General features: G+C 66.6%; 18 protein-coding genes. 9 read left to right on the forward strand and 9 right to left on the reverse strand.

The genetic code is table 11. The annotated features are described in order from the left end of the window. Nucleotides 1–75: 75 nt before the first annotated feature. The 3 genes from AC2IR1_RS15200 to AC2IR1_RS15210 all read right to left on the reverse strand — a co-directional run bounded on the left by AC2IR1_RS15200 (nt 76) and on the right by AC2IR1_RS15210 (nt 3977). Nucleotides 76–1077: a molybdopterin-binding protein gene (locus AC2IR1_RS15200; RefSeq protein ID WP_486472813.1), complete on the reverse strand. Its 1002-nt coding sequence runs from the start codon at nt 1075–1077 to the stop codon at nt 76–78. Next, the gene (locus AC2IR1_RS15205) at nt 1074–2039 is read right to left on the reverse strand and encodes an XdhC family protein (protein ID WP_486472814.1); all 966 of its coding nucleotides are present in this window, start codon (nt 2037–2039) and stop codon (nt 1074–1076) included. The genes AC2IR1_RS15200 and AC2IR1_RS15205 overlap by 4 nt, the downstream gene beginning before the upstream one ends. A gap of 168 nt (nt 2040–2207) precedes the next feature. Beyond that, nucleotides 2208–3977, reverse strand: a complete 1770-nt coding sequence (locus AC2IR1_RS15210) for an OmpA family protein (RefSeq protein ID WP_486472815.1) — start codon at nt 3975–3977, stop codon at nt 2208–2210. A gap of 405 nt (nt 3978–4382) precedes the next feature. On the opposite strand from AC2IR1_RS15210, the gene AC2IR1_RS15215 reads away from it, so the two are divergent. From AC2IR1_RS15215 to AC2IR1_RS15255, 9 genes are all read left to right on the forward strand, one after another. Beyond that, nucleotides 4383–5411: a glycosyltransferase family 2 protein gene (locus AC2IR1_RS15215; RefSeq protein ID WP_486472816.1), complete on the forward strand. Its 1029-nt coding sequence runs from the start codon at nt 4383–4385 to the stop codon at nt 5409–5411. Between the two features lie 2 nt (nt 5412–5413). Continuing rightward, entirely contained in the window at nt 5414–6067 is a 654-nt protein-coding gene (locus tag AC2IR1_RS15220; RefSeq protein WP_486472817.1) for a sulfotransferase, read from the forward strand. After that, entirely contained in the window at nt 6064–8433 is a 2370-nt protein-coding gene (locus AC2IR1_RS15225) for a glycosyltransferase family 2 protein (protein ID WP_486472818.1), read from the forward strand. The genes AC2IR1_RS15220 and AC2IR1_RS15225 overlap by 4 nt, the downstream gene beginning before the upstream one ends. 18 nt (nt 8434–8451) lie before the next feature. Then, nucleotides 8452–9522, forward strand: coding sequence for a glycosyltransferase family 2 protein (locus AC2IR1_RS15230; protein WP_486472819.1), 1071 nt, complete (start codon nt 8452–8454; stop codon nt 9520–9522). 103 nt (nt 9523–9625) lie between these two features. After that, entirely contained in the window at nt 9626–10600 is a 975-nt protein-coding gene (locus AC2IR1_RS15235; RefSeq protein WP_486472820.1) for a phosphoadenosine phosphosulfate reductase, read from the forward strand. Between the two features lie 84 nt (nt 10601–10684). Next, nucleotides 10685–11737, forward strand: a complete 1053-nt coding sequence (gene pyrC / locus AC2IR1_RS15240; protein WP_486472821.1) for a dihydroorotase — start codon at nt 10685–10687, stop codon at nt 11735–11737. Between the two features lie 109 nt (nt 11738–11846). Then, nucleotides 11847–12524: an orotate phosphoribosyltransferase gene (locus tag AC2IR1_RS15245; RefSeq protein ID WP_486472822.1), complete on the forward strand. Its 678-nt coding sequence runs from the start codon at nt 11847–11849 to the stop codon at nt 12522–12524. 396 nt (nt 12525–12920) lie between these two features. Beyond that, the gene (locus tag AC2IR1_RS15250; protein ID WP_486472823.1) at nt 12921–14405 is read left to right on the forward strand and encodes a replicative DNA helicase; all 1485 of its coding nucleotides are present in this window, start codon (nt 12921–12923) and stop codon (nt 14403–14405) included. 371 nt (nt 14406–14776) lie between these two features. Continuing rightward, entirely contained in the window at nt 14777–15619 is an 843-nt protein-coding gene (locus AC2IR1_RS15255; protein WP_486472824.1) for a DUF1194 domain-containing protein, read from the forward strand. Nucleotides 15620–15736: 117 nt separating this feature from the next. Here the strand turns inward: AC2IR1_RS15255 and AC2IR1_RS15260 are convergent, their stop codons facing one another. The 6 genes from AC2IR1_RS15260 to AC2IR1_RS15285 form a co-directional block, all read right to left on the reverse strand. Continuing rightward, nucleotides 15737–15946, reverse strand: a complete 210-nt coding sequence (locus AC2IR1_RS15260; protein ID WP_486472825.1) for a YgaP family membrane protein — start codon at nt 15944–15946, stop codon at nt 15737–15739. 92 nt (nt 15947–16038) lie between these two features. Continuing rightward, nucleotides 16039–16716: a Crp/Fnr family transcriptional regulator gene (locus tag AC2IR1_RS15265; RefSeq protein ID WP_486472826.1), complete on the reverse strand. Its 678-nt coding sequence runs from the start codon at nt 16714–16716 to the stop codon at nt 16039–16041. Nucleotides 16717–16727: 11 nt separating this feature from the next. Then, nucleotides 16728–17687: an SLAC1 anion channel family protein gene (locus AC2IR1_RS15270; RefSeq protein WP_486472827.1), complete on the reverse strand. Its 960-nt coding sequence runs from the start codon at nt 17685–17687 to the stop codon at nt 16728–16730. A 332-nt stretch (nt 17688–18019) separates the two neighbouring features. Further along, a complete protein-coding gene (gene cydX, locus AC2IR1_RS15275) occupies nt 18020–18148 on the reverse strand; it encodes a cytochrome bd-I oxidase subunit CydX (RefSeq protein WP_486472828.1) in 129 nt (42 codons plus the stop codon). A 17-nt stretch (nt 18149–18165) separates the two neighbouring features. Then, nucleotides 18166–19326: a cytochrome d ubiquinol oxidase subunit II gene (gene cydB / locus AC2IR1_RS15280; RefSeq protein ID WP_486472829.1), complete on the reverse strand. Its 1161-nt coding sequence runs from the start codon at nt 19324–19326 to the stop codon at nt 18166–18168. 6 nt (nt 19327–19332) lie between these two features. Beyond that, complete coding sequence (locus tag AC2IR1_RS15285) at nt 19333–20931, reverse strand: cytochrome ubiquinol oxidase subunit I (RefSeq protein WP_486472830.1); 1599 nt, start codon at nt 20929–20931, stop codon at nt 19333–19335. Nucleotides 20932–20995 lie beyond the last annotated feature (64 nt).

The following is a 20995-nucleotide window of genomic DNA, read 5'->3' on the forward strand; positions in this document are numbered from 1 at the left end:
GGCATCACCAGGCCGTCACGGACCTTCCCGGGCCGTCACGGACCTTCCCGGGCCGTCACACTGCGAAAGGATGCCTCACTTCGGGTCGCGCGGCTGCGGCCGGGTCGGGATGTCCTTCAGCAGGCCCCCCACCCCCATGCCGGCCACATCGGCAGAGGTGACCTCGACCCCGCAAAGGATCCGTTCCAGTACCCAATCCGCCCCGTTCAGCGCGGGCGACCGGGCACAGCCCGGCAAGCCGATCACCGGGGTGCCGGAAAGATCGCCGAAGAACAGCAGGTTGCCCGGATCCACGGGCATGCCGAACCGGGTCACCTGCCCGCCCGCATGGCGCAGCGCGGCGGGCGCCACGTCGTCAGGGTCCGAGGTGGCCGAGCCGGTCAGCACCAGGATCACATCCGCCCGCGCCGCCTCCCGGGCAGAGGCCAGCGCCAGCGACAGCGCCTCTTCCTCATGCGGGACATTGCTCTCCGCCACCAGCCCCGCGCCCAACCGCTCCAGCCGCGTCGACACCGCCCGGACCCCGGTCCGCTCCGGCACCTCTCCGGTGAAGGTCTGCACCAGCACCGCGCGGGGGCGCGCCAGGTGCTGCAGCCGCAAGGCACCCCGCCCCGCGTCGCAGGCCGCCTGCAGCGCCGCATCGGGCACCGCGTAGGAAATGATCTTCACCGTGGCCACCATGCCCCGCACCGCCATACGCTGGTACTCGGGCACCGTGGCCACCGTGATCATCGGATGTATCGCGTTGACCGCGTTGATCTTTTCCGCGTCCACCACGGCCAGACCCGGGGTCTCGGAAAAGACATTGACGCGCCCCGTGCCCGGCACGCCCAGGCGCAGCCCGTCCCGTTCCGGCACCAGGGCCCGGGCCAGCGCCTCGGCCGCGGCATCCTCGTGCACGTCATGCGCTTCCAGCCGCGCGGCGGTCACCCGGTCGATCCCGAACCAGCGCAGCCGTTCCAGATCGGCCGTGCCCAGGCGCAGCCCTTTGCGCAGGCGCGTCCCGTCCGGCAGTTCCAGCGAATGGGCCAGGATGGCCCCCTCCGCCCGGTTCAGGCGGACCTCTCCGAACTTCATGCGCCGCGCCTCAGGACCTGTACCAGCTCCGCCAGGATCGACACCGCGATCTCCGCCGGATTCGCCGCCCCGATATCGAGCCCGACAGGCCCGTGGATCCGCGCCAGGTCCTTGTCGGCAAAGCCCTTTTCGGCCATGCGTTCCAACCTCTTGCCATGGGTCCGCTTCGACCCCAGGGCACCGATGTAGAAACAGTCGGACCGCAGCGCGGCTTCCAGCGCCGGGTCGTCCAGCTTGGGGTCATGGGTCAGCAGTACCAGCGCGGTGCGTGCGTCCAGCCCCAGTTCCGCCACCGCCTCATCCGGCCAGTCAGTCAGCAGCCGCACCCCCGGAAAGCGCGCGTAGGAGGCAAAGCTCTCCCGCGGGTCGACCACCGCCGGATCGAACCCCGTCGCCCGCGCCATCGGCACCAGCGCCTGGGCGATATGCACGGCGCCCACCACGATCAGCCGCAGCGGCGGGTTGTGCACGGCGACGAAGCGGCCATCTTCTTCGAAACCGGATCTATCCATGCGGAAACGCTCGGGAAATCCCTCTGCCACGACCTCCGTCACCGCCCCCTCCGGGGCCGAGATCACCGCCGCCGCCTGCCGGTCCGCGCGGCGTGTCACCAGGTCCTGCAACAGGTCTTCGGGAAAGGCCCCGCCCACCGGCTGCACCAGCACCCGGATGGTCCCGCCGCAGGCCAGGCCCACGGCAAAGGCGTCACCGTCGCTCACCCCGTATTCCAGAAGCCGCGGCGCGCCGGTTTCCAGCGCCTCCAGCGCCTCGGTCACCACCGCGCCCTCGACACAGCCGCCCGAGACGGAGCCCGCGATCTCCCCCTCCCCAGAAATGGCCAGCTGGCTGCCCACGCGGCGCGGCGCGCTGCCCCAGGTTTCCACCACCGTGGCCAGGGCCGCGCCCTTGCCCGACAGGTGCCAGTCCAGCGCCTGTTCCGGGATCATGTCGAATGCGTCCATCGGATCTCTCCCCCGAACCGTGATGCCGGCACCTGCCCGGCGTTCCGGCCCCAGTAAGGGCCATGCGGCGACAGAGTACAAGCCGTGCCCCCCCGGCCTGGCGCGAAAACGTGAAAAGGGCCGCCCCCACCTGGGGGACGACCCGAATTTTCGTGCATTTGCGGTGGCTTATTCGCCCTGCAGCAGCGGCGTGATGCGGCGGACGACGGCGCGGCGGTTCATCCGCTCCGCGTCGGAGGTCGCCACCTTCAGGTCGCCCTCGCCATAGCCCTGGACCACCATGTTTTCCGGCGGAACGCCGAAGTATTCGGTGAGGGCCAGCGCCAGACTTTCCGCGCGCCGGTCCGACAGGGCCAGATTGTAGCTCGCCTGACCGACCGCATCGGTATGGCCTTCGACCAGGAACACCTCCGAGGGGTTCTCCTCGATCATCTCGACCATGGCCTGCCCCAGCTCTGCCAGGTCGCGGGCCTCTTCGGGGCGGATCACGGCGCTGCCGGTTTCGAAGTTCACGTTGTCGACGGTGATCTCGGGCACCAGTTTCCGCACGGCACCGATGTCACGCACCTGGCCGAGAGAGAACGTCCGGTCCGCCCCGGTCTGGTAGCGTTCCAGCGCGCGGGCCAGGTCACCGGCATTGCGGTTGTCATAGGTGATTTCCGGCTGCGCGGGGGCCTGCGGAAGGTCCTGCACCTGCACGCGGTCGAACTGGCGCGTGTCGTCGAACAGCAGCACTTCCTGCCCGTTGGGCAGCACGCGCGTCCGGCGCAGCACCGTGCCATCGGCTGCCCGGATCGTCACCACCTGGGTGCCGTCCTCGCGGGTCACCGTCGTGCGGGTGGAGCCGTCGTTGAAGGTCTCGGTCCGCACGTCGCTGCCCGGCTGGCGCAGCAGCGTATCGTCATCCTTCAGGACCACGTAACGGCCGTCGCGTTCCACCACGACACGGTCACCGGAGTTGGTGACAACCTTGTCGCCATTGGACAGGATCTTGCCCACGGCATAGGCGCCAAGACCCGCAATCGCGGCCTTGCCCAGGGTTTCCAGCAGGTCGTTTCCGCCGTCGTCATCCCGGGCACGCTGATCCTGCTCCGGGGCCTGTTGCGGCGCGGATGCGGGGGCGTTGGCACTGACACTATTGGAGAATTCCTCGTCCGAGGAGCGGGAATTCTCTTCGGTGACGCGTTGATCGTCCACGTCCGCCGCCTCTGCGCCTTCCTGCGCTGCGGCCACGCCTGCACGCTCTTCGGCACGTTCTGCCTGTTGCTCGGCCTGCTGCTCCGCTTGCTGCCGGGCCTCTGCGTCGGGCTTGGGCGGGGCGTCAGCCTCCGGTGCGGGTGCGGCTTGCTGCTCGGGCGCGGGGGCCTGTTCGGGCGCCTGCTCAGGGGCAGGCTGCGGCGCAGGTTCCTGTGCGGGCTCCTCTTCGGGGGCCGGTTCAGGCGCGGGGGCCTGTTCCGGTGCGGCCTGCGGCTCTGGCGCTGGCTCAGGGGCCTGCTCAGGCTCCGCCTGCGGTTCAGGGGCCGGCTCGGGGGCCTGCTCTGCCTCTGGCGCCTGCTCAGGCGCTTGTTCGGGCATCTGTTCGGGCACTTGCTCCGGCTCAGGCTGGTCCCCGACCTGCGGCAGCGCCTGGGGCGCGACCTCCTGATCGGGCTCCTGATCGGGGGCTGCGGGCTGGGGCATCTCGCCCTGCGGCTCTTCGTTGCCCGGCTGGCCCTCGCCCTGCCCGTTCCCTTTCCGGCCCGGGCCGCCACGTTGCAGGCCATTCTCGATGCAGGTCTGAAGGTCCTGCCCGCTCAGCCCGGCGCAGGCTTCTGCGCGGTTACCATTACCATTGCCCTTCTGCCCACCGGGGGCAGATTGCGACATGCCCGTACCGGGCAGCGCGAGGGCCAGGGACAGGGCAAGCGCCGTGCCATTCCTGAAAACTCGTGCGGTCATACTTACGTGTCCTTTCTCCTCCGCCGGGGCCTGCTCATGCCCCGGTCGTTGCCACTCAACACCCGAGAGCGCGAGTTGGTTCAATTTCAACGCATCGCCCACCGGGTTCCGGCGCTCGCAGCCTGCCGCAAGACGGGGAAGAAACGGGGGCGCGATTGACGCAACGGCCGGAAATTGCGATCTTTCCGCCAAAGAACAACCACAATCGCCGGTCAGATCACGTGTCAGATCACGAGGGCGTCCATTCCCGGGCGCATGGACGATACGGACGATGGCGAAGGGCAGGACACAGATGATCGCAACGCAGGCCAGATCCGCGGCCAGATCCGGAACAGCTGCCCCGGCCGACGCCCTTTTCAGCGACCCTGTCGGCACCCCCTGCCGCCGTGGCAAAGGAGCCTCGCGATGCAGGTAACCGCCGTCACCTGCGTCAAGAACGAAGGCCCCTTCCTGCTGGAATGGATCGCCTTCAACCGGGTCATCGGGGTCACGGATTTCCTGTTCTACTCCAACGATTGCTCCGACGCGACGGACCGCCTTCTGGACCGGTTGCAAGATCACCGGCTGGTCTGGCACCTGCCCAACCCCGCCCAGGGCCGCAACTACCAGATGGAAGCGCTGAAGGACGCGGCACGGCAGACCATCGTGACCGGCGCCGACTGGGTCTGGATCGCCGACGTGGACGAATTCCTCAACATCCACACGGGCGATCATACCATCCCGGCCCTGATCGCCGCCTGCGGCGACCCCCAGGCGATTTCCGTCACCTTCCAGTTCTTCGGCAACGACGGGATCGACGGGTTCGAAGACCGTCCCGTGATCGAACAGTTCACCCGCAGCCATAACCCCGACATCTGGTGCGGCGAAACCGCGATCGAGGTGAAGTCGCTGGTGCGAAAGGACTTTCCGCTGCGCTACTACGGCGCGCACCGCCCCTTCTTCGGCAACAGGCTGGCCCCGGCCAAGCGGCCCCGCTGGACCGACGGATCCGGCAGGAAGGTCCCGCCAAAGTTCCTGGTGGCCGACAATCCCCGCCGGATCCGCAAGTTCCCCGCGAAGGGCGCCCGCGATCTCGCGACGCTCAACCACTACGCCCTGCGCTCGCTGGACAGCTACCTGGTCAAGAACGACCGGGGCGACGTGAACCGCGAAGGCCGTGCCTTCGATGACAGCTACTGGCGTGAACGCGCCGACGTCGCCTGGCAGGACCTGTCGATACAGCGCTACCTGCCCGCCCTGACGGCGGAGATGGACCGGCTGAAGGCCCTGCCCGGCATCGCCGCGCTGCACGAGGAAGCCTGCGCCCTGCACCGGGCCAAACGCGACGCCCTGCTCGACCAGGCGCCCTACCCCGCCATGCGCGATCAGCTCCGCGCAGCCTCGACCCTGCCACCGCGCGAAGAAGCCCTGCTGGCCGAACTGGGGAGGCTCTGACGATGCACCGCATGCGCGTGATCAACCTCGGCCTGCCGAAATCCGGCACCACCTCCTTTGCCGAAGCGATGACGGCGGCCAAGCTCAACGTGGCCGACCACCGGATCCGGCGCGGGCAGACCGCGGACCAGGCGATGAACCGGAACTTCGTCGGTCTCGTGCTCTACCGTGGCTACTACGGCTCCGGCGATCCGCTTGAACTTCTGCATGAATTCGACGCCGTGGCAGAGGCCTCCTTCCTGCACCAGGGCCGCTCCGCCTGGCCGCAGATGGACTATGCCCTGATCGCCGCGATCCGCGAACGCCACCCGCATGTGAAATTCACCGCCACCCGGCGCGATCCGGCAAGGCTGGCCAACTCCATGATGCGCTGGACGAACATGCCCAAGCGGCTGCTGGAAAATTCCCTGCCCGGCCTGCCTGCAGGCTTCGGCGGGGAAGAGGCGCAGCTGGCCCGCTGGATCGACGGCCACTATGCCCACCTCGACCGGATCTTTGCCGGGGATGACGCCTTCCTCAGCTTCGACGTGGCCGATCCGGACGCCCAGCCAAAGCTGGAGGCGCACCTGGGCTTTGCCCTGCCCTGGTGGGGCCGCGCGAACGAGAACACCTCCCGCCCGGCGGATGAAAACGAAGACCGGGATCAGACCGCATGAAGATCATCCTGCATATCGGCACCGAACCTGCGGGGTCGCTCGCGCTGCAGACGACGCTGCACGAAAAGCGCGATCAGCTGAAATCCCATGGCATCCTCTACCCGCGCTCGCCGGGCAAGAAGAACCAGGCGCGGCTTTTCATGGCGGTCACCGACCCGGATCAGGTCGATCCGCTGCGGTTCAACCGCGGTCACATCCTGCCCGAGAAGCAGCGCGCCCTGCGCGAAGAGGTCGGCGCTGATCTTCTACGTGAAGTTCAGTCCGCAAACCCTTCCACTCTCGTGATTTCCTGCGCTCAGCTTGCGACCGGCCTGACCCGCCGCTCCGAACTGGAAACGCTGCGCAACCTGCTGCTTCCCCTGTCCGACGACATCACGGTCGTGGCCCATCTGGCGGATCAGGCCACCGCCATGGCCCGCGCCTATGCCGCGCAGGTCATGGAAGGGCGCGCCAGCTCGCTTGCCGTGGAACAGGCCATCCCCCAGACCGCCGACTGGTGGACCTCCTGCCTCGATGCCTGCCCCGAACCCGACCCGCTGCGCGGCATCTTCCCCTCGATCCAGCGCCCGCTGTTCTGGCTCGACTACGCCGCGCTGCAGACCCATTGGGAGGCCGTCTTCGGCCCCGGCCGCGTGATCTTCCGCCCCTACCGGCCGGAGGTAATGCATTCCGAAAACGTCACCGATGAAATCCGCGACATGCTGGGCCTCGAAGCGCAGATCGGCAAGGGAGAGGCAGTGCCAGTCCCCGGTCAGGTGCCGGCGGCCACGCTGACACGCGCCCGGCAGATGAACGACCTGCTGCAGGCCTACCTGCAATCGCGTGACGCGATCCTGCCGCGCCAGCTCTGGATCCGGTTCCTGAACGAGATCGCGGTCGATGGCCCCGCGATGGATCCGGCCGAGCTCGGCGCGCTCTGCGCCCGCTTCGCGCCCGGCAATGCCGCCCTTCTGCCCGCGCAACCGGCCCTCTCTGCCGCCGACCTCGCCCTGCCCGCCCCCGGCGTGCCCTGGGCCGAGGCCGATCCCCTATTCGGCTACCGCGCGTCCCAGTACCTGCTGTCCTTCCGCTGGCGCATCGACAAGGCCACGAAGGAAGAGCGCGACGGCAAGATCGCGGAGGCCAAGGTGATCACCGGCGAAGCCCCCGCGCCTGCGACAGCAGGCCCCGCCGGAGGCGGCCTCTCGGCCGAGGCGCGCGCGATCCTGCCCCCCGATGCCGTGGCCCGGTTCGACAACATCAAGGGCGGCGCCTTCGCGCCCCACAACAACATCGGCCAGGTCGATGAAGAGGCAGAGCTTCCGCCCTATACCCCCATCACGCCCCGCAGCCTGCCCGCAGGCAACTCCGGCCGCGTCGTGCTGGGCTGCATGAAGAACGAGGCACCCTACATCCTGGAATGGGTCGCCTATCACCGCGCCGTGGGTTTCGACAATTTCCTGATCTACACCAACGACTGCACCGACGGCACGTCACAAATCCTGGACCGCCTGATGGAGCTGGGCATCGTCCAGCACCGCAACAACGACAACTGGCAGGGCAATTCCCCCCAGCAATCGGCGCTGGATGCCTCGCTGAAGGAACCGCTGATCCGCGACGCGGAATGGATCGCCCATTTCGACGTCGACGAATTCGTCAACATCCGCACCGGCAACGGCACCCTGGATGATTTCTTTGCCCGCGTCCCCGATGCCACCAATGTCGCGATGACCTGGCGGCTTTTCGGCTACAACGGCGTCAGCGCGCTGAAGGATGACCTGGTGATCGCCCAGTTCGACCATGCCGCGCCGAAATACTGCCCCAAGCCCCATACCGTCTGGGGGTTCAAGACCATGTTCCGCAACATCGGCGCCTACCAGAAGATCTCCTGCCACCGTCCGAACAAGCTGGACGAGGCAAAGCAGCCGCAGGTTTCCTGGGTCAACGGATCGGGGCAGCCGATGACGAAGGACGTGCTGAAGAACGGCTGGCGCAGCTCGCAGAAGAACATCGGCTACGACCTTCTGCAGCTGAACCACTACGCCCTGCGCTCCGCCGAAAGTTACCTGATCAAGCGGCAGCGCGGCCGCGCCCTGCACGTCGATCGCTCCATCGGGTTGAACTACTGGGTGCGCATGGACTGGTCCGACAACCGTGACATCACGATCCAGCGCAACATCCCCCGCGTCCGCGCCGAACTGGCCCGCCTGCTGGAGGATGACAAGCTGCGCTCCCTGCACGAGGCGGGCTTTGCCTGGCACCGCGCCAAGGCCGCCGAACTGCACGGGATGGAAGAGTTCGAAGAGCTCTACACCCAGGCGCTGAAACTGAAGCTGACCGAAACGGAGCGCGTCGCCTATGCGCTGGCCCTCGACGTCGAAAGCTGACCGGCGGCCCGCGCACTGATGCGGGTGCTGGCGATCCTGACCGTCCGGAACGAAGCCGCCTTCCTGCTGGAATGGCTGGCCCATCACCGCTGCATCGGCTTCACCGATTTCCTCGTGTTTTCCAACGATTGCCAGGACGGCACCGACCTGATGCTCGACCGGCTGGCGGAACTGGGCGTGCTGACCCATGTCCGCAACGACGGGCCCTATGATGCACGCGGCATCCAGTTCACCGCGCTCAAGCAATGCGAAAAGCTCGACATCGTGCAGCAGGCCGACTGGATCCTGCCCTTCGACATCGACGAATTCGTCAATATCCACGTGGGCGACGGCACCATCCCGGCGCTGCTCTCCGCCCTGCCCGAGGCGACGGCGATCACCCTCACGTGGCGGCTCTTCGGCAATGGCGGCGTCGTGCACTACGACGACACCCCCGTGACCGAAACCTTCACCCGGGCCGCGCCCGAGGTCCTGCACTGGCCCTGGCGGGCTTCCATGTTCAAGACGCTCTATCGCAATGACGGCACCTACCGGAAGGTGGGCGTGCACCGGCCCCGCGCGCCGGTGGCAAGCCGGCTCGACCAGGCGCGCTGGTTCGGCTCCGACGGCGAGGCCCTGCCGGAAAAGTTCCGCCGTGAACGGATTTTCTCCAACTACGGAAAGTCGAACTACGCCCTGGCGCAGCTGAACCACTACGCGCTTGGCGCGATGGAAAGCTTCATCCTGAAGGCCGATCGTGGCCGGGCGGTGCATGCCGATGACATGCTGGGCATGGACTACTGGGTCGAACGGAATTTCGCCGCAGAGGAAGACCGCAGCATCCTCCGCCACGCCCCCGCCATGCAGGCGGAGCTGGCCCGGCTGAAAGCCGACCCGAGGCTCGGCGCACTGCACGGCGCCGCCGTCACCTGGCGGCATGACCGGTTCCAGGACCTGATGCTGCGCGAACCCTTCCGCGCCCTGATGGGCCGGATGCTGCTGACACCGCCCACGCGCCCCCTGCCCCTGCGCGCCGCGCGCTACATCGCGAAATACGCCATGCAATCCCGCAGGATTAGCGATGAAGGCAGCGACTCAACCGGCGGCTGAAGGCGCTTTCATTTCCCTCCGAACATCCTACTTTCGCCCAAATCGCCATGCATCATGGCGTCGAACAAGGCGGAGAAACCGCCGCCGGGTAGCCAGGGGTCCCATGACGGAGCAGCAGACAACAGCCAGTATTCCAACCGACCTCTCGGTCTCCCTGCAGGGACTGGGCAAGGCGGACTGGCTGTCGCGACTTGCCGGGATCGCCGCGGCGCGCGGTGGCTTCCGCAACCTCGGCAAACACCATTTCGCCGCCTATATCGCCGGTGGCTCCACCCTTCTGGTCACCTTCGAAACCCAGGCCGGTATCCAGGGCCTGACGGAAGAAGCGCAGCCCCTGGGCTGGCGCATGGTGCGCGAAGAAGGCTGGTCCCACCTCTGCCTCGTCTCCGACGGCGATACCTGGTTCCGCGACGAAGACGTCTATGCCTATGTCGACGACCTGGTCGACCGCGGCTTCTTCGAAGATTTCGACCGGGTGGTCTTCTACGGTGCGGGCCCCTGCGCCTATGCGGCCTGTGCCTTCTCCGTGGCCGCGCCCGGGGCGCTGGTGCTCGCGATCCAGCCCCAGGCGACGCTGGATCCGACGCTGGCGGAATGGGATGACCGCTTCATGGAAATGCGGCGGCTTGATTTCACCTCCCGCTACGGCTTTGCGCCCGACATGCTGGATGCCGCCGAACGCGCCTGGGTGCTCTACGATCCGACCGAACACCTGGACGGCATGCATGCCGCGCTCTTCGCCCGGCCCAATGTCACGCTGCTGCGGCTGCGGTTCCTCGGCGCGGCGCTGCAGGGGTCGCTGCTGCGGATGGGCATGCTGCACACGCTGCTGCGGCTCGCCGCCATGCGCCGGCTGGATCCGCGCAGCTTCGCCACGCTCTACCGTCGCCGGCGGCGCTATCCGCCCTACCTGCGCAACCTGCTGACCGCGCTGGAAGCGGACGGAAGAGAGGCGCTGATCCAGGCCCTGTGCCGGAACGTGACGCAGCGGATGAACCTGCCCCGTTTCCGCCGCCGCCTGCGCCGCCAGCCCGACATGGCCGAAAGCTTCGACGATCTGAACCACGAACTCGACTGACGCGCGCGCCCGGGGGCACCTCGGCGTCAGCTTTGCCCCGCTACCCTCTGGCGCGCCGCGGGGTGATGTCGTAAAGCGCTTGGCATGACCCAGAGCCTCACGATCCGCCGCCCCGACGACTGGCACCTGCATCTGCGCGACGGCGAGATGCTGAAGGCCGTCCTGCCCGAAACCGCGCGCCACTTCGGCCGCGCCATCATCATGCCGAACCTGGTGCCCCCCGTGGTCACCGCCAAGCATGCAGCGGAATATCGTGACCGCATCCTGGCCGCCCTGCCCGAAGACATGACCTTCGAGCCGCTGATGACTCTCTACCTGACCGAGGGCACCGATCCAGCCGATGTCGCCGCCGCCGCCGCCTCCGGCCTGGTCAAGGCGGTAAAGCTCTACCCGGCGGGCGCCACCACCAATTCCCATTCCGGCGTGACCGACTTCCGCAAGGTGATTCCGGTGCTGGAACGCATGGCCGAAATCGGCCTGCCGCTCTGCACCCATGGCGAGGTGACGGATCCCGAGGTCGACATCTTCGACCGGGAAGCCGTCTTCATCGACAAGGTCCTCGATCCGCTGCGCAAGGAAATCCCCGAACTGCGCGTGGTGATGGAACATATCACCACCTCGGACGCGGCCGACTACGTCCGCTCCGCCGACGCAGGCCTGGGCGCCACGATCACCACGCACCACCTGGTCATCAACCGCAACCACATCCTGGTCGGTGGCATCAAGCCCCACTACTACTGCCTGCCGGTCGCGAAACGCGCCACCCATCAGCAGGCGCTGCGCAAGGCGGCGACCTCGGGCGATCCGCGCTTCTTCCTGGGCACCGACAGCGCCCCCCACGTGGACCCGGCCAAGGAATGCGGCTGCGGCTGCGCGGGCTGCTTCACGGCCACCAACACCATGGCGATCCTGGCCCATGTCTTCGACGAGGAAGGCGCGCTGGACAAGCTGGAGGGCTTCACCTCCCTCAACGGTCCCGCCTTCTACCGCCTCGCGCCGAACCCCGGCACCCTGACGCTGGAAAAGTCGCCCACGGAATACCCCGCGAAGATCGAGACCAAGGCCGGCGGCCCCGTCACCGTCTTCGATCCCGGTTTCATCCCCGCCTGGCACGTCTCGGCCGTCAGCGCCGAGTGACGGCAGAACGCCCATTCGGGACGCGCCACAGGCGCGCGCGCGCCCCGAGCCTCCGGCGGGAGTATTTCCGGCCGTCGAATATGAACAGGTCAACGAGAGGACACCGACAATGATCCCCAGCTCCTACCCGTCGAAAGAAGAGATCGCCCGGCTGACCGCGGGGATGCTCCTCGACATCAAGGCAGTGGATTTCAACACCGAAACCCCCTTCACCCTGGCCTCCGGCCTGCCCTCGCCCTCCTACGTCGACTGCCGGAAGCTGATCTCCTTCCCGCGGATCCGTTCCGCGCTGATGGATTTCATGACCTGCACCGTGATGCGCAACGCGGGCCTTGAAGCCTTCGACAACATCGCCGGCGGCGAAACCGCGGGCATCCCCTTCTCCGCACTGGTGGCCGAACGCATGGCCCTGCCCATGACCTACGTGCGCAAGAAGCCCAAGGGCTACGGCCGCAACGCCCGTATCGAGGGCGTCATGACCGAGGGCCAGCGCGTCCTGCTGGTGGAAGATCTGACGACCGATGGCGGCTCCAAACTGTCCTTCGTGGATGCGATCCGGGAAACCGGGGCCAGCTGCAACCACACCGCGGTGATCTTCTACTACGACATCTTCAAGGGCACCGAGGAGACGCTGGCGGAACACGGCGTGACGCTGCACCACCTGTGCACCTGGTGGGATGTCCTGGCCGAGGCACGCCGCCGTGGCGCCTTCGACGCAAAGACCCTGGACGAGGTCGAGACCTTCCTCAACGCCCCGCGCGAATGGCAGGAAGCCCGCAAGGGCTGACGAGACTAGGCGGGCACCGGCCCGCCCGACTCGCTGCACCGCCGCAAAACAGCTGTCCCCCGTTCACCGACCAGATCGTAGACGCGGGGGCAGCCGATCCGGCCCCGCCCTGCCTGACTTCCGGGCAGACCTCCGCCGGTCACAACACAGGCCATTCCCAATATCTCGGGCAAGCCGCGCAAATTGCCACGAACTGTGGTAGGATGGAACCATGCACAGCTTATCCACAGGATATCCCGATTGTCTCCGCCCGGGCGCTGCGGCTAAGACCTCCTTCCACGGGGGACGATCCGGCGGCAAGATCCGGACGGCCGAGGCAGGTCCGTCCCGCGGCAGGTCACCGGACCGCCGCGGGATCGCGCATGTTTCCCACAACTGTGTCATCAGGGGCTTGGAATGAACGAGATCACCACATTCAACGCGACCGGCGAAGAAGCGGATCTCTCGAAGGCAATGCCGCACTCGGTGGAGGCGGAGCAGCAGCTGCTGGGCGCCATCCTGACCAACAACGATGTCTACGACCGCGTGGCGCAGATCATCGGTGCGAACCATTTCTACGATCCCGTCCACGCCCGCATCTTCGAGGTCGCGGCGGCCCGGATCGCCAAGAACAACCTGGCCTCTCCCGTCACGCTGAAGGCCTTCCTGGCCGATGATCCCGGCCTGCAGGAACTGGGCGGCCCCTCCTACCTGGCAAAGCTCGCCGGTGCGGCCGTCTCCTCCTACGCCGTGCGCGACTACGCCCAGATGATCTACGACCTCGCCATCCGGCGGGAACTGATCCGGCTGGGCCGCGACATCTCCGACGGGGCCAGCAAGGTCGATGTCGAAAACGACCCCAAGGAACAGATCATCCAGGCGGAACAGAAGCTCTACAAGCTGTCCGAACAGGGCTCCGCCGAACAGGGCTTCGTGTCGTTCCTGAAGGCCGTGACCGACGCCGTGAACGTGGCCAATGCCGCCTACCAGCGCGAAGGCGGCCTGGCCGGTGTCTCCACCGGGCTGATGGACATGGACCGCAAGCTCGGCGGGTTGCACCCATCCGACCTTCTGATCCTCGCCGGGCGTCCCTCGATGGGGAAAACCTCGCTCGCGACCAACATCGCCTTCAACGTCGCCAAGGCCTACCGCAAGGGCACCAAGCCCGACGGGTCTGTCGGCACGATCGAAGGCGGCGTCGTGGGCTTCTACTCCCTCGAAATGTCGGCCGAACAGCTGGCCGCCCGTATCCTGTCCGAAGCCGCCGAAGTGCCCTCCGAACAGATCCGCAAGGGCGACATGACCGAAGAGGAATTCCGCCGCTTCGTTCAGGCTGCCAAGGATCTCGAAGCCTGCCCGCTCTACATCGACGACACCCCCGCCCTGCCGATCGCGCAGCTGGCCGCGCGGGCCCGTCGCCTGAAGCGGACCCATGGCCTCGACCTGCTGATCATCGACTACCTGCAGCTCTGCCGCGGCACCGCCGACAACCGGGTGCAGGAAATCGCGGAAATCTCGATGGGCATGAAGGCCATCGCCAAGGAACTCAACATCCCGGTGATCGCCCTGTCCCAGCTCTCGCGTACCGTGGAAAGCCGGGACGACAAGCGGCCCCAGCTGTCGGACCTTCGCGAATCGGGCTCGATCGAACAGGACGCCGACGTGGTGATGTTCGTGTTCCGGGAAGAATATTACGTCGAAAGGGAGAAACCTTCCGACGACAAGCTGGAAGATATGGCCGCCTGGCAGGAACGGATGGAACGTCTGCACGGCAAGGCCGAAGTCATTATCGGCAAGCAGCGTCACGGTCCCATCGGCACCGTGGAGCTTTCCTTCGAAGGTCGCTTCACCCGCTTCGGCAACCTGGTGAAGCCCTGGCAAAACGATCAGGGCGGGTACTGAGGGCGCCCCGCGCGCCCCATCCGCCAAAGTTCTGAATTCACGGGGAAACCGGGCCTGAGCCCGCGTCCTTCCACGCCTCCGGCCTGGGCGGTGCGCAGGCTGCGGTTTCCGGCGAAGATACCTCTCGGCGCCGCTTTTCGCCGGGGGCATTTCGCATGTGCAGAAACCACTTGTTAACATGAGAAGTCAAGCGACTCACCCGTCGCGAGCCTTGTATATATGGAGAATTTGCAGCAGCACGTTCCGGACAAGCTCGCGTTAAGGTAAATTCGCTACTTTCTTGCGCATCTATTCCGGTGGTTACCGCTCTCACTTGCTGCGCTGCGGCAAAAACGCTGGACAGAATTACCGAACCGAACGGAGAATTCGTCATGCGCCTGTTACATTTGTTGCCCCTGTTGCTTATCCCCGCCCATGCCTCGGCCGATTCCGCCGATCTCTTCGCCTATGATCCGACCCTGGTCGAAGTGGATGTGGAGCTCGCCCTGATGGTCGATGTCTCCCGCTCCATGACCCCGAACGAGCTTGAGATTCAGCGCCACGGTTATGCCGCCGCGCTGACCTCCGGTGCGGTTCTGGATGTGATCGGGGACGGTTTCCTTGGCCGGATCGCCGTGACCTACGTCGAATGGGCCGGCCCCGGATCCCATCGCGTCGTGGTCGACTGGACGACGATCAGCACCGCCGAAGATGCCGAACGCATCGCGGCCCTGCTGATGGAGAACCAGCCCCACGGCATGCAGCGCACCTCGATCTCCTCCGCGCTCGATTACGCCGCCGAAACGCTGGACAACAACGGCTACCAGGGGCTGCGGCGGGTGGTGGATGTCTCCGGTGACGGGCCCAACAACTCCGGCGATCCGGTGGTGCCCGCGCGCGACCGGCTGCTGGCGCGAGGCGTCACGATCAACGGGCTGCCCCTGATGACCGAAGAGGGCGTCGGCTCGCAATGGACGCTGGATGATCTGGATGCCTACTACCGCGACTGCGTGATCGGCGGGCATGGCGCCTTCATGATCCCGGTGCGCAGCTGGGATGAATTCGCCGATGCCGTGCGCCGCAAGATCGTGCTGGAAATCGCCGCCCTGCCGCCACCGCGCATTGCGCCCAGCACGGGTTACCGGGTGATCCCTGCGGCGGGCCTCAGCCCTGCGGCCGATTGCCTGGCGGGCGAAAAGACCTGGGAACGGTTCCGCACCCAGTGGGATCCGTGATCCCCGCCACGGGCAGGCGCATCACCGCAGATCCCGTCAGGCCGGCCGCGCAAGCGGGCCGGCCTTTTCCCTGGCCCTTGAGCTGTCAGTGGCCCTCACCAGCGGCCCGCGCCGGGATCAGCAATCCCGACAGGTCTTCAGACCGACGATACGATACAGCGGGCAGTTCCCGACGATCGCGGTCACCCCCATGATCACCGCCACCAGCAGCACCAGCCAGTGCCACAGGCCCGCGCCGGCCCAGCCGGTCCCGAATGCGACGACCAGAAGAACCACAGCCAGCACGATGCGCAGCCCACGGTCCAGTTTTCCCATGTTCACGGACATGACGACCTCCTTTCAGGAAGAACGCGGATCTAGTGCCCGCATCCTGCCACGAAAGGCCCCGCCCCGACGGTGACAAGATCACCAAGCGAGGTTCAGCGTTCGCTGCCACCGCGCGCGATCCGCTCCAGCGCCTCCCGGTCGGTCAGGCAGACCGCCCCGCGCGCCTGCTTCACCAGGCCCCGCTTGTGGAAATCCGACAACAGGCGGCTGATCACCTCCCGCGCGGTGCCCAGCTCGGTACCCAGAACCTGGTGGGTCGCATGCACCACCCCGTCCTCATCCGCCAGCTGCAGCAGCCGCCCGGCCAGACGCACGTCCAGCCGCTGGAAGACGATATCGTCGATCAGCGTGAACAGGTCCGTGATCCGCCGGGCATAGGCGCGGAAGACGAACTCGCGGAAGGCCTTGCTCTCCGCCACCAGCCCGTCGAAGGTCCCGCGCGGGATCTCCACCGCGGTGACCGGGGTCTCCGCCACGCCGGTGGTGGCGTAATCCTCGAAGGCCAGCATGCAGGCGGTGGTCAGCACGCAGCTTTCGCCCGCATGCACCCGGTAAAGGAACACCTCCCGCCCACTGTCGGAGCTTTGCTGCACCCGCACCGTGCCCGACAGCAACAGCAGCAGGCGATCCGCCTCCTGCCCCGGCTCGAACAGCACGGCGCCCATGGGGAAACGGCTCACCCGGCTGCCCTGGCGCAACCGGCGGCGCGTGTCCTCCGGCAGGGCCTTCAGCCCCTCGAACCGTTCGATCCAGTCGATATCCTCGCTCACCGCGTCGCCTCCTATTCCGGTACGCAGATTTCCCCGGCCGCCGCCGCGCGCGCGGTGCGCAGGATCAGCCCCAGGATGGTCACCACCAGCGCCACCAGCAGCAGGAGCCCGATCCCCCGGTGGAACCCCGACCCGGTCAGCGCCGCGAAGCGGAAGCTGGCCGTGGTGATGGCCGCCAGCGGGAAGGACAGCGCCCAGAAGCTCAACGCGAAGGGCAGCTTCAGCAGCGCCGGCACCTGGATTGCCACCAGGGCGGCAAAGAAATAGCCCGCGTTGATCAGCACCCGGGCAACGTCATCCACCGCGCCGCCATGCAGCTGCACCCAGGCCAGGAACCCCACGGCGGGCGGCGCCACCAGGATCACCAGTGTGGGGCGCAACTTGCCCGGCAGCGGCTCGTGAAAGATCAGGCGGTTGAAGACCAGCGTCAGCAGCACGATCCAGAACAGCACGCCGACGGAAAAGAAGTACCAGCTCAGCTCCATGAACCCCAGCGGCACCCCTGCCAGCGGCACGATCACATTGCCGACCGCCGGGATGAACCAGGCCGGTGAAAGCTGCTGCGGCCCGAACGCCCGGGCAGAGATCCAGGCCGAAATGACTACCAGCGTCAGCACGGCCTGCACCGCCGCCCCCAGGATCCAGACCCAGTGCGCCAGCGCCGGGGCCTCCTCCCGCAGGAAGGCCGCCAACAGCAGCATGGAGATGGAGACGGCCGGGAAGAAGGCCAGCCGCACCGGATGATGCCACTCGGCCTTCAGCGCCTCCCAGTGCAGCAGCGCCTTCGCCGCCAGGGCCAGCAGAAGCAGGGCAAAGACCGCCATCGCGGCCCAGCCCACCGGGCTTGCCACTGCGCCCAGCCCCCCGGCCCGCAGCGCCAGGGTCAGGCCGAAAAGCCCCATGGACATGCCGAAGAAGGAGATCGGGAAATTGACCAGCCGTTGCGGCGTCTGTTCGGAAGTCGTCGTCATCTCAAATCCTCCTCCTGCGCCGCAGCCCCGGCCAACAGATTGGGCCAACGGACTGGGCCAACAAATTGGGCCAACAAATTGGGCCAACAAATTGGGCCCGCAATCAGCCCGCACCCGCCGGGGGCCAGCTTAGCGCAAGATCCCGGCTCGGCACGTGAAAACCGGGCTCGCCCTGCGCGACCAAGGCGCGCGCCCGGGAAAATTCCTGCTTCGATCATCACGCAAGCCCCTCCCCTGCGGGAGGCCTGACGCATCCCGCCCTTCGGTCGGAGCTTGCGAAATGATCGGTCATCGGGGTGGTGGCCGGCGCGGGTCCGGCCACCACCAGCGGCTTACTTCTCGACCGGGGTGTCAACCTCGCCCGCCAGGCGGCGGTCGCGTTGCATCTCAAGCCACATAGCGTTCAGCACGGCAAAGCCGGCAGCCAGCGGAAGCCCCAAGAGCCAGGCAAAGTACCACATCGTTGCTTTCCTTTCTGTCAGTAGCTGTGCGACGGGCCGGTCACGTCATCCTCGGTCACCTTGCCCCACAGGACTTTGTAGACCCAGGCCGTGTAGGCCAGGATGATCGGCACGAAGATCACCGCGGCGATCAGCATGATGAACAGCGTCTGGTGAGAGGACGAAGCGTCCCAGACCGTCAGCGAGCTTGCGGGGTTCACGTTCGACGGCAGGATGAACGGGAACATCGTCAGCCCGACAGAGCTGATGACCCCCAGGATCCCCATCTTGGAGAAGAGCAGGGTCGAAACCTCGCCCCCCTTGCGCAGACCGCGCACCGCCAGGCCCATGCCGACAAAGCCGAGCACCGGGGCAATGACGATCCAGGGACGCAGCGCATAGGCCTGCAGCCAGGAGCCGCCCCGGGCCACTTCGCTCAGCAGCGGGTTGGACGGGCCGTTGGCCGCCACTTCGCTGGTGATCTGGTAGCCCTGCACGCCGAAGGCCAGCCACAGGCCCGCAAGGGCATAGGCGACCATGGCGACGATACCCGCGACCGACCCGATGCGACGGGCCCGGGCGTTGATGACGCCCTCGGTCTTCACCGTCAGCCAGGCGGCACCGTGCATCATCAGCATGCTGAAGGACACGACACCGGCCAGGATGGCGAAGGGACGCAGCAGCCCCAGGAACTTGCCGTAGAAGGACCCGTCATAAAGCGGCATCAGCAGGTCGTTGAGGTGGAAGGGCACGCCCAGCAGGGCATTGCCCACGGCCACGCCGAACAGCAGCGCCGGGCCGGCACCGCCGACGAAAAGCGCCTTGTCCCAGTTGCTCCGCCACCGCTGGCCGTCCCGCTTGGAGCGGTACTTGAAGCCGACGGGCCGCAGGATGAAGCAGGCCAGCACGGCGAACATCGCCAGGTAGAAGCCGGAGAAGCTGACCGCGTAAAGCGGTGGCCAGGCGGCAAAGATCGCGCCGCCCCCCAGGATGAACCACACCTGGTTGCCTTCCCAGACCGGGCCGATGGTGTTGATCACCACGCGGCGTTCCACGTCGGTCTTCGCCACGAAGGGCAGCAGCGCCGCGACCCCCATGTCGAAACCGTCGGTCAGTGCGAAGCCGATCAGAAGGACACCCAGAAGCACCCACCAGATCACCCGCAGCACGTCATAGCTTATGAGATCGTGAAGAATCATGGCTTGTTACTCCGCGGCAGCGATTGCGGGATCGGCCTGCAGCCGGGCCGCATGGCGCTGTTCCCAGATTTCGGTTTCCTCGACATCTTCGACCGGGCCCTTGCGGATGTATTTGATCATCAGACCCATCTCGATGATGAAGAGCACGGTGTAGAAGATCACGAAGCCCGCGATGGTCAGAAGCAGGTCACCCACGGTCAGGTGGCTGACCGAAAGCGCGGTCGGCAGGATGCCATCGACCGTCCAGGGCTGACGCCCGTACTCGGCCACGATCCAGCCCATTTCCACGGCGATCCACGGCGCCGGCAGCGCATAGAGGCCAAGGCGCAGCGCCCAGCGGGGATAGGATTGCCCGTAGAAGCTGGAGCGGACGAAGAACAGCGCCATCACCGCGATCAGCACGACGCCCATGGCAACCATGATGCGGAACGCCCAGAACAGGGATCCGACGGCGGGCACCGTGTCCCAGGCCGCCTTGGCGATCTGGTCATCGGTCGCCTGGCGCGGGTCTTCCACGTAGCGGTTCAGCAGGAAGGCATAGCCCAGGTTCTCCGAATGGTCCTCGAAGGTCTGGCGCACGGCGGCCGGGGTGGCGTCATGCTGTGCCCGGATGGTCATCAGCGCATCATAGGCGATCAGCCCGTCGCGGATCCGGTCCTCGTTCTCGGCCACCAGCTGCTTGATGCCCGGGATCTCCTCGGTCAGCGACCGGGTCCCGATCAGGCCCATGACCCAAGGGATGTGGACGGCGTAATGCGTCTCGCGCGCTTCCTTGTCGGGGATGCCGACCAGGGTGAAATGCGCGGGCGCCTCTTCCGTCTCCCACATCGCCTCGATCGCGGCGAGTTTCATCTTCTGCGTCTGCCCGGCCGAATAGCCCGACTCGTCGCCCAGCACCACGACCGACAGCGACGCCGCCAGCCCGAAGGAGGCCGCAACGGTGATCGAACGCTTCGCCAGGTCAACGTGCCGGCCCCGCAGCAGGTACCAGCAGGACACGCCCAGCACGAAGGCCGCCGCGGTGGCATAGCCGGCGCTGACGGTGTGCACGAACTTGGCCTGCGCCACCTCGTTGAAGAGCACCTCGAAGAAATTGTTCATTTCCATGCGCATGGTGTCGGGGTTGAAGGTGGCCCCCACCGGGTGCTGCATCCAGCCGTTGGCGATCAGGATCCACAGGGCCGAGAAGTTGGAGCCGATGGCGACAAGCCAGGCCACCACCAGGTGCGAGACCTTGGAAAGCTTGTCCCAACCGAAGAAGAACAGGCCGACGAAGGTCGCTTCGAGGAAGAAGGCCATCAGCCCCTCGATCGCCAGCGGCGCACCGAAGATGTCCCCCACGTAGTGGCTGTAATAGCTCCAGTTCATGCCGAACTGGAATTCCATGGTGATGCCCGTGGCAACGCCAAGGACGAAGTTGATGCCGAAAAGCGTCCCCCAGAATTTCGTCATCTGCCGCCAGATCGGGCGGCCGGTCATGACGTAGACCGTCTCCATGATCGCAACGAGGATCGAAAGACCCAGCGTCAGCGGCACGAAGAGGAAGTGATACAGAGCTGTCAGTGCAAATTGCAGGCGTGACAGCTCTACGATGTCGAGCTCCATCTCTGGCCTCCTTGGTTCCGGATCGGGCAGGTCCTCAAAGGCGACTCGCCCGCTCCTCATTTCT

The sequence above is a fragment of the Pseudooceanicola sp. NS-SX8 genome (assembly GCF_057380755.1).